Source organism: Ruegeria sp. BHSC037 (genome assembly GCF_059613045.1).
This window is the reverse complement of the sequence record NZ_JBXWRT010000004.1, coordinates 269,260-278,336: the sequence shown is the minus strand read 5'-3', so window position 1 is coordinate 278,336 and position 9,077 is coordinate 269,260. Positions and strand designations below refer to the sequence as shown.

Below are 9,077 nucleotides of genomic sequence, written 5' to 3'. Positions count from 1 at the left end.
CCCTCGCCCAGCCCTTCCAACCAGCGCAGCAGCAGCAGCGACACCAGAACGCCGCCCGTCGCCCAAGCCGCACTGTCTAACATGACCTTGGCGACAGGTCGGTCCAGCGGGCGCAGCATCCACCATGCGGCGACATAGCCTGCAACCGCAGTTCCATAGACCAGCGCCATTTCCGGAACCGGCGCATCGAGCGCCCAGCCCAGACCCGGGTTCAGGATCAGCCGGAACGTGACGGTGACGACTCCGGCCCAGATGAACCAGCTCATCGGCGGCAGGGCAAACCGCCGGTCCAGCGCCGCCGCCGCGATGATCGTGACCACGAATGCGATGGTCAGCGCCGCCGAGCTGAGCACGATCACGCAGCCGAAGGTCAGGCAGGACAGGGCCGACAGCGTGGCCAAAGCCGGACGCATCCGGGCCTTAACATCCACACGCGCAAAGCGCTCGGCTAGCACCACCATCAGCGCCGCAAGCGCGACCGCATGTAGGGCCCAGGGGTAGGCTCCGATAACGCTGGCCGGGCGCCAGCCAAGCTCAAGCGCGATGGCCAGCGCCGGGGCGTACAGCGCAGCGGCACCGGCCCAGACCAGCGGGTACCGTCCACCCCGGAACGACCGCCATGCCGCCAGAAGAGAGATCACCGCGCCCAGCGCAACCAGCCACGTCACGGCCAACGGAAAATCGGCCTCGGGCGTTTCGGAGTAGGTCTGCCAGAACCCACGCGCCACCGCGCCGCCATCAAACCCGTGCGTGAACACGAAACCACCCAGCCCCAGGGCAGGCAGCGCGGTCATGTCCTGCAGGGCCGGTGCGTCCTTGGCCCAGATCAGCAGGGCGAACGTCAGGACTGCCAGCAGGATCACACCCAGCCAGAACTCACCGCTCGTATCCGCCCATTGCAACACCAGAATGGCCGAGCTTGCCAGCACCGCCCCAAAGGCCAAACGCGTCGGAAATTCGGGCCACGGACCACTGGCTTTTCTGACAAATATTTCGCTGAACATCGCGCCGTCATGATCGGGCCAGATCCGGCGCACGGGAATGGCAATGGCGATCACGGCAACGGCGGCCACGTAGATGAGGAAAGCCGGTTCTGTGATCGGCGAACCAGCCACAAGCAAAAGGCCCGCCAAATAGGCTCCTATCAGCGACAGCACCGACACCCAGGCCCAACGCTGCACCGTGTCGATCCCAAGCCCAAGCCCGGTGATCACGAAGAAATATCCATACAGCCAGGACGGGTCGGCCGACTCTCCACCTACGACGAATGGCGCGGCAAAGGCGCCGATCAACCCGATCGCCGCCAGCAGTGGGCCGTGGAACCAGCCCAGAACCAGCCCGACAAGGGCGATGGCGATCATGCCCGCCAAAGCCGCCTCGGGGCCGATCAGGTCATAGAGCTGGCGCGCCGCCAGCACACCGCCGAACAGCGTGACCAGCCCCGCGCCTGCAAATACCGAAGGCAGGTAGGCGGTGGCCGACGACTCGTCATCGCCGTATCGGCGCCGCACGACTTCACCCGCCACGATCAGCAGCGCGCCGAAGCCCAAGGCCGCCACCACGCGCGCGGTGGGCGGCAGCAACCCGTTCTCGACCCCGTATTGCACCAGAAATATCCCCGCCAGCGCCAGCGACAGGGCGGATACGGCATAGAACCAGTTCTCGCGGAGCCACGCGCCCAGATCGTCGAAGCGCTCGGCGCGGAACACGACTGCGGCCGGAGGGGATGCGGTCTCGGCAACAGTTGCCGATTTTTCAGGCTCGGGCTGTTGATCCGGCGTGGGTGGGCTTTCCTGTTTCGGCGGGCCCCAAGGGGCCGGTCGGGGTTTTGGCTTCGACGCTTCTGCTGGCGCGGGCGGCGTCCGCGCGGGCCGTGCCATGTCGGGCTGCGGCTTGACACCCAACCTGATCTCCAACTGCTCGACCCGCCGCCGCAGTCGGGCATGGCCGACCAGCAAGACGACAATAGATACCGGCATCGCCAAAACGACCAAGCCAACAAGAACAAGCAGAGATTCCAAACCGCACCTCCGGGCAAATCTGCATTATAGGCTATCCTGTGCAGGCGCGGTAAGACAGTCGGGAAATCCCAAATGGTTTCAGCCTGTTGTGGTCTGACGCCAGTAATCTAAGGATGGAACAGAGACCCGACGAGATAGGCAATTGCCGCCGCTGCTCCACCAATCGCCAGCGTCTCAAGCCCCGAGCGCCACCAAGGCGCCAGCGACCACCGGCTTTTCATCGCGCCGATGGCAAAAAACACGCTCAGCGTCATCAGGACCGAGGCTGAAAACGCGCCCTCGACACCCAACAAGAACGGCACGAGCGGAACCATACCGGCCACGACAAAGGCCGCGAACGTGGCTGCGGCGGCCTTGAGTGGATGCGGATCGACGCTGCCCAACCCGTACTCGCCCTCAATCATCAGGTTGATCCAGGTGTCACGATCGGCAGTGATCGCATCGGTTGCCTGTTCGAGCACCCGGCCCGACAAGCCCTTGCGGGACAGGATTTCCAGCACCTCGCCGCGCTCGCCGTCGGGGTAGAGGCGGATGTGGCGCTCTTCGATGGCGCGGATCCGTCGGATATTGTCCAGCTCGGCCTTGGTCCCCGAGTAGTTGCCCGCCGCCATCGAGAATCCGTCAGCCAGCACGTTTGCCAAACCCAAAGCCACAATGACGAAGGGCGACAGCCCGGCCCCGGCGACGCCTGCCACGATGGCCAGCGTGGTCACCGATCCGTCGATCCCGCCATAGACAACGTCCCGCAAGAACCCACGTCCGGGTGGGGTGTCGATCCGTTCTGCGATTTCCTTTTGGCTGTGGCCGTGATCCGCCATGGCTGGTCTCCCTTCCGGAAGATTGTGCCCTGAGTATCGGCCCGATGGCTTTGCGGCAGATCAACCCTTGGAAAACAGCCCGCCCAGCGCGCGCGAGACCATGCCGCGGGTCGACGGCCTGTGCCGGTCCGAGAAGGGCAGCGGACGGCAGACCTCCATCGCGGCCACGCCGACGCGGGCGCTTAGGGCGCCGTTGACCAGCCCTTCGCCAAAGCGGCGCGACAGTTTGCTGAGGACTGACCCGCCCAGAACCGGTTCAAGCAGATCGTCGCCCACGGCCACCGCACCGGTGGCCACCAGGTGAACGAACACCGCGCGGGTCAACCGCCAGCCCCCCAGAATCCCGGCCCGCCCGCCATAGATTTCGGCAATCCGGCGGATCATCCGCAGCGAGGCAAGCAGCGCCGTCGCCACATCGGCCAGCGCCAGCGGCACCAGCGCCGTCACGGTCGCGACCTGGCGCGCGGCGGCCTCGACCTCGCGGCTGGCGGCGGCGTCCAGCGGAGCCAGCAATTCATCCTCGACCAGTCCCAGCAGGCCCGAAGCGTCGAACTGTTCCTCGACCCGTTCGGCCAGACGGTCGCGGCCCCAGCGCGTATCTTCGCGCCCGCGATAGAACGTGATCAGGCGCTGGGTCACGGCCCGGGCCTGCGCCAGATCGGCATCGGCCAGCGCGGCATCGGCGGCGCGGCGCATCCCGTCCACCCGCGACAGCCGGCCCAGCGCGGCCAGTTCGCGCAGCGCGATCAGCATGGCCACCAGCACCAGCGCGCAAATCAGGCCGGTCACGATCCAGCCCAGCACCGGAACGCTGGCGATCAACGAGGTGGCAAAATTCCACGCGGCTACAGAGACCGCCGCCCCCACGACGGCAACCGCCAGCCCCCAGAACCACCGGCCCAAAACCGACGGCTTGCGCGCGGCCAGCCGGGCCGCGGCCTGCATCGCCTGCCCCTGGGGTGGCGCGATATCCGGTACCGGCGCGGCGTTCGCCACGTCGGCGGCCGGGGCATCCTCGTCAAGTTCGATCAGAACCGGACCCTTGGCCATGCGTCACTCCTTCTGTTGCCAGACGAACCGAATGTCCGGCAGCTGTTCATCATTGTCGGCCCCGTCGCTTCGGGCCACTTCGACAAAGCCGTGCCGCTCATAGAACCGGCGCGCGCCCGTATTGGCCTGAAAAGCAAACAGCACCAGTTCGCTACGACCTGCCTTGGCGCTGTCTAGCAGTTGTGCGCCGATCCCCTGGTTTCGCGCGGCGGGGCTCAGGTACAGGCAATGAACCTCGGTCCCGTCCACGGCTAGAAAGCCTGCGACCTTGCCGCCCTGTTCGGCAACCGTGACCCATCCATTGTCGATCATCCGCCCGCAAAAGGCGATGGCTTCGGCCCCGGAATGCAGCTCGGGCATCCAGTCGTTTTCGTGTGCAAAGCCGTGCAGGATCTCTCCGATCGCCCCGGCATCGAGGCTGCGCGCGGGCCTGAGGGTAACGGTCACAGCCGGTCTCCGATCAGGAACTGCGCAGCGCGGTCCAGCCGGATATGCGGCGGGCCGTCGCCGGGGCGCAGCGACAGATGCGCCGGGGCAAAGGTCATGAACCCGTAATCCTCGCCCAACCAAGTGTCGGCCCCCCTGCGCGCGGGGCCCAGCAGATGGGCGGGGTCTTCGGGCAGCTCTCCGGGATAGAAGGCCGCCTGCTTGCCGGTGTCCAACGTACCGCGCACGCAGGGCAGTTCGACGCCGTTGTGGGTGCGGATTTCTTCGGTCGTCACGCGCAGCGCGGCGATGGACATGGCAGCGGTCTCGGCCCCGGCGAACCTGGCGCGGTCGCGCGCCTCGCGCGTCAGAGCCTCCATGATCGCGGTCAGGCGCGGGTGCTGCAGGTGGTGCAGGTGATCGGCCTTGGTGGCAGCGAACAGGATGCGTTCGACCCGCTTGCCCAGCAGCATCTGGCTGAGCCACGCATTGCGGCCGGGCCGGAAGGCAGACAGGATATCACCCATGGCGCGGCGCATGTCCTCGACCGCCTGCGGCCCCTTGTGGATCGCGCCCAGCGCATCCACCAACACCACCTGCCGGTCGATCCGGGCGAAATGATCCCGGAAAAAGGGCTTCACGACCTGCGATTTGTAGGCCTCGAACCGGCGCTCCATCTCGCGATGCAAGCTGCGGCGGCGCGAGGCGCCCTCGGTCGGCAACGGTGCAAAAGTCAGCACCGGCGACCCGGCCAGATCACCCGGCAGCAGAAACCGGCCCGGCGTACAGTCATAGAAACCCGCATCCCGCGCGGCAGTCAGATAGTCGGCAAAGCCCCGCGCCAGGGCCTGCGCGGTGGGTTCATCATGGGGGTCGGCCGGGTCAACAGATTTGATCTGGGCCAGGAAATCGGCGGCGGCCGGACGCTGCGCGATCCGCTCCAACGTTTCGCGCGACCAGTCGTCATAGGATTTTTCGAGCAGGGCCAGATCCAGCAGCCACTCGCCGGGATAGTCGACGATGTCCAGATGCACGGTGCGCGGCCCCTGCAGGCCGGCCAGCAGCCCGGCGGGGCGGACCTTGAACGACAGACGCAGCTCGGACACGGCGCGGGTGCTGTCGGGCCAGTGGGGCTGCGGCCCGGTCAGAGCCGACAGGTGCGATTCATAGTCGAACCGGGGCACGGTGTCGTCGGGCTGCGGCTGCAGGTAGGCGGCGTTGATGCGCCCCTCCTGCTGGGCGACCAAGCCGGGCATCCGCCCCCTGTCCAGCAGGTTGGCCACCAGCGACGTGATAAACACCGTCTTGCCCGACCGCGCCAGCCCGGTGACGCCCAGCCGGACGACCGGTTCGAAAAACGTCTCGGACACGCGGTCGCCGACGGATTCGACGCCGCGCACAAGACTGTCTGCCAGTGATGAGATGACCAAACCGCCGCCCCGCATTTCTTGTTTGTCCCAAGATAGGTAGCCGCTGCCCCGGTTGCCAGCGCTTTTGCCGCCTGCCCTTGCCCGGGCGCGTCCGGCAAGGTACCAGCAGCCCATGCCCAGATACGCGTTGAAAGTCGAATACCAAGGTGCGCCGTTTGCCGGATGGCAGCGGCAGAAAGAGCTGCCCTCGGTCCAGGGCGCCATCGAGGCTGCTTTGTCGAAACTGCAGCCCGGTGCGCACACGATCGCGGCCGCCGGGCGTACGGATGCGGGCGTTCATGCGCTGGGGCAAGTGGCCCATTGCGACCTTGAAAAAGACTGGGACCCGTTCCGCCTGTCCGAGGCGCTGAACTATCACCTCAAGCCGTTGCCGGTGGCGATTCTCAAGGCCGCGCGGGTGGCGGAAGACTGGCATGCGCGGTTCTCGGCCATCGAGCGGCAATACCTGTTCCGCATCCTGATCCGCCGTGCACCCGCGACCCATGACAAGGGCCAGGTCTGGCAGATCGGGCACCCGCTGGATGTCGCCGCAATGCAGGAAGGGGCCGACATGCTGATCGGGCGGCACGACTTCACCACCTTCCGGTCCTCGATCTGCCAGGCGGCCAGCCCGGTCAAGACGCTGGACGAGCTGCGCGTCGAACAGGTTCAGGGCTTTTCCGGCCCCGAGGTGCATTTCCATGTCCGTGCCCGGTCCTTCCTGCACAACCAGGTGCGCAGTTTCGTCGGTACGCTTGAACGGGTCGGCGCGGGCGCCTGGACCCCGCAGGACGTGCGCGATGCGCTCGAGGCCGCCGACCGCGCGGCCTGCGGGCCGGTCTGCCCGCCGCAAGGTTTGTACTTGGCGCGGGTGGGCTACCCCGATCCTGTTTTCGACTGACGTCAGAGCGCGCGCAGCAGCAATCCGCCCGCGATCACCGCGATCAGCAGCCCGGCCACCAGTTCGATCGTGGGCGCCAACACGGCCGCAAACCGCGTGGCCGAGGCCGAGGCCAGCAACCCGCCCCGCAACCCGAACGACGTCCAACCAACCAGGGTGGTAACGGTCGCGGTGCCCAGCGCCATGGCAAAGGCCCCGGCGATACCGACCATCGCGATGCCCATCTGCCAGGTCAGGATCAGCACGAACAAAGCTCCGGTACAGGGTCGCGCGGCGATGCCGGCGATCAGAATCAGCGCCTCGCGCAGGCTGCCGACCTGGGCCACCTCTTCGGCGGTGGGGCCGTGACGATGCCCGCAATCGGAACAGACCTCGCCGTCGTGGTGGTGATGCCCGTGATCATGATGATGGTGATGGTCGTGCGGAGCACTGTCCGCACGGCCGCGCCGGGAGAAACTGCGCAGCGACCGCAGAACAAGCCACAGCCCGATGGCCGCGATTGCGCCATAGCTGACCGGGGCCATGATCTGCTCGGTGGTGCCGACCAGGCTTTCCCGCGACATCTGGAACACCAGAACGCCTGCATAAACCAGAACGATCGCCGTCACGGCCTGCCCCAGCGAGGACAGAACGCTGATCGCCGACAGGCGCAGAAAGGCGACATTGCGGCCCAGCCCGTACCCTCCGATCAGCACCTTGCCATGACCCGGCCCCACCGCATGGAAGAACCCATAGGCAAAACACACGGCCAGCAGCGTGGCCACGGCCTCGGGCTGTTCGGCCCGCGCGGCCCGCAGGGCACGGGCGATCTGGTTCTGGAATTCCCGCTGCTCGCCCGCGGCCCAAGACGCGAGGCTGTCAAAACCTCCGCTGCCCCAGAACCACAGCAGCAGCGCAATCGCCAGGCTGACCGGCAGGATCAGGTAGCGGGACATGAAACGCGGATCTCGGTGGCAAAGCTTTCACCGACCAGAGGGATGTCGTTCTCCTCGAGGTCATAGTCGGCGTCCAAGGTCAGCAGAAAGGCCTGCATCTGGGCCAGTTCGCCGTCGATATCCGGCTCGAACCTGTCGATCCGGCAGGTTTCAGGCCCGGAAACGGTGACCGGACGCGTCACCTCGTAGGCGGTATAGAATGTCTCGTCATAGGGTTTGGCCGACAGAGCCTGCGCGGGTACTGGCTCGCCCTCGACCTTGCGCAGATGGGTGGTCACGATACGGCCATCCTCTGTCGTCGCGCGCGGCTCTAGCGGACCAGACAAGGCAACCGGCTGATCGGCTGCTAGGATGACCAGATCGCCGTTGTATCCTTCGACCCATTGCGCGTCGAAGCCAGCAAGGCGCTGTTCTTCCGCCTCGGATAAAACGCCGTCGCCGTCCTGATCCAACCTCATATCCTCGAGCACCAGCAGCGAGTAGAATTCGTCATAAGCCCAAGTGACGCGGACATGGGTCAGGTTGCCCGACTCGTCCACGATGAATTCCAACCCGGTGTCGATGAAGACATGCGGGTGCGCCACTGCAGAAAACGGCAGGCAACAGGCGATCACGGCGGGAATCCAGCGCATGAACGCGAAGATAGGGTGCCCGACCGGCGCTGGCAACACAGTTCGGCGGTGAGCACGGATTTTGCCGCTCATTTCGGCGGAAACAGGACCAGCGTCTGCAGCGCCGTGCCAATCGGGCCTTGAGTATCGTACAGAACCGACTGCGACATCCCGATGCCGCTGGGCTGCCAGTGTGACACGGAATCCGAGGCGAGCCAGTCAGACACCGGCTCGCGGTGGATCTGCACCGTCAGGTCGGTGTTCATGAACCCCATTTCCGAGGTCGGCGCATTCCAAGAAATGCCATTGCCGCAATCGGCCAGCGGGCACAGCGACTGGATCGGCGAGGGGGTTTCGCCCTGCAACAGAGGCGGGGTGCGCATCCAGATGGTTTTTGGCCCCGCCCCTTGGTTGCCGCCCTTGGGATAAGCCACCTCGGAATGATGGGCAAAGCCGGGCAGGTCATGCCGCATTTCGCCGATGGGAAACGGGCCGTCTTCGATCTGCGACAGGTCGGGGCCTTGGATCGCCACATTCGGCACCGGCCCCAGATCCCGGCGCGCCAGATGCATCGTGGTGGCGGTGGCGCACAGCGTATCGTCCAGGTCATGCACGGTGACGCGCGTGGTGGCCAGCGTCTTGGTGTGGCGCACGGTCTCGGCGGCCACGCGCAGACCGTACAAAGGCAGCGGGCGCAGCAGATCGACCGTCAGGCGGGTCAGCATCTTGTCGAGGCCGACCTCGATCTCGGCCGCGCGCACGATCAGGCCCGCAACCGGGCCGGCATGACAGTGATCGGCCGACCACGGCCCGCGCGCCGGGTCATTGCCGACAAAGGCCCCGTCGGGCGCGACCCGAAAATATGCGGTCTCACCCACCACTGGCTGCATCGCCGCGTCCTGCATG

At 66.3% G+C, this 9,077-nt stretch carries 9 protein-coding genes; 1 reads left to right on the top strand and 8 read right to left on the bottom strand.

The annotated features are described in order from the left end of the window. From AC2FMN_RS06080 to AC2FMN_RS06060, 5 genes are all read right to left on the bottom strand, one after another. On the bottom strand, positions 1 to 1,979 hold a 1,979-nt coding region (locus AC2FMN_RS06080), incomplete at its 3' end, for a DUF2339 domain-containing protein (RefSeq protein WP_496686954.1). A 149-nt stretch (positions 1,980 to 2,128) separates the two neighbouring features. Next, positions 2,129 to 2,839 carry a VIT1/CCC1 transporter family protein gene (locus AC2FMN_RS06075; protein ID WP_496686952.1) on the bottom strand — a complete coding sequence of 237 codons (711 nt, stop codon included), beginning with the start codon at positions 2,837 to 2,839 and terminating at the stop codon, positions 2,129 to 2,131. A gap of 60 nt (positions 2,840 to 2,899) precedes the next feature. Continuing rightward, entirely contained in the window at positions 2,900 to 3,889 is a 990-nt protein-coding gene (locus AC2FMN_RS06070; protein WP_496686950.1) for a YcjF family protein, read from the bottom strand. 3 nt (positions 3,890 to 3,892) lie between these two features. After that, a complete protein-coding gene (locus tag AC2FMN_RS06065) occupies positions 3,893 to 4,336 on the bottom strand; it encodes a GNAT family N-acetyltransferase (protein WP_496686948.1) in 444 nt (147 codons plus the stop codon). Beyond that, positions 4,333 to 5,745 (bottom strand): YcjX family GTP-binding protein, encoded by a 1,413-nt coding sequence (locus tag AC2FMN_RS06060; RefSeq protein WP_496686947.1) that lies wholly within the window; start codon positions 5,743 to 5,745, stop codon positions 4,333 to 4,335. Before AC2FMN_RS06060 ends, AC2FMN_RS06065 begins: the two co-directional genes overlap by 4 nt. A 112-nt stretch (positions 5,746 to 5,857) precedes the next feature. On the opposite strand from AC2FMN_RS06060, the gene truA reads away from it, so the two are divergent. Then, positions 5,858 to 6,625, top strand: coding sequence for a tRNA pseudouridine(38-40) synthase TruA (gene truA, locus AC2FMN_RS06055; RefSeq protein WP_496686945.1), 768 nt, complete (start codon positions 5,858 to 5,860; stop codon positions 6,623 to 6,625). Between the two features lie 2 nt (positions 6,626 to 6,627). Here truA and AC2FMN_RS06050 read toward each other — a convergent pair whose 3' ends face one another. The 3 genes from AC2FMN_RS06050 to AC2FMN_RS06040 all read right to left on the bottom strand — a co-directional run bounded on the left by AC2FMN_RS06050 (position 6,628) and on the right by AC2FMN_RS06040 (position 9,076). Continuing rightward, complete coding sequence (locus AC2FMN_RS06050) at positions 6,628 to 7,560, bottom strand: nickel/cobalt transporter (RefSeq protein ID WP_496686943.1); 933 nt, start codon at positions 7,558 to 7,560, stop codon at positions 6,628 to 6,630. Next, positions 7,545 to 8,192, bottom strand: coding sequence for a DUF1007 family protein (locus tag AC2FMN_RS06045; RefSeq protein WP_496686942.1), 648 nt, complete (start codon positions 8,190 to 8,192; stop codon positions 7,545 to 7,547). Before AC2FMN_RS06045 ends, AC2FMN_RS06050 begins: the two co-directional genes overlap by 16 nt. 68 nt (positions 8,193 to 8,260) lie before the next feature. Next, complete coding sequence (locus AC2FMN_RS06040; RefSeq protein ID WP_496686940.1) at positions 8,261 to 9,076, bottom strand: thioesterase family protein; 816 nt, start codon at positions 9,074 to 9,076, stop codon at positions 8,261 to 8,263. Position 9,077: the final 1 nt, after the last annotated feature.

What these genes read in the sequence shown, in the direction of transcription:
- AC2FMN_RS06050 (WP_496686943.1), bottom strand. Translation starts at nt 7,560, where the DNA reads ATGTCCCGCTACCTGATCCTGCCGGTCAGCCTGGCGATTGCGCTGCTG.
- AC2FMN_RS06075 (WP_496686952.1), bottom strand. Translation starts at nt 2,839, where the DNA reads ATGGCGGATCACGGCCACAGCCAAAAGGAAATCGCAGAACGGATCGAC.
- AC2FMN_RS06040 (WP_496686940.1), bottom strand. Translation starts at nt 9,076, where the DNA reads ATGCAGGACGCGGCGATGCAGCCAGTGGTGGGTGAGACCGCATATTTT.
- AC2FMN_RS06045 (WP_496686942.1), bottom strand. Translation starts at nt 8,192, where the DNA reads ATGCGCTGGATTCCCGCCGTGATCGCCTGTTGCCTGCCGTTTTCTGCA.
- AC2FMN_RS06070 (WP_496686950.1), bottom strand. Translation starts at nt 3,889, where the DNA reads ATGGCCAAGGGTCCGGTTCTGATCGAACTTGACGAGGATGCCCCGGCC.
- truA (WP_496686945.1), top strand. Translation starts at nt 5,858, where the DNA reads ATGCCCAGATACGCGTTGAAAGTCGAATACCAAGGTGCGCCGTTTGCC.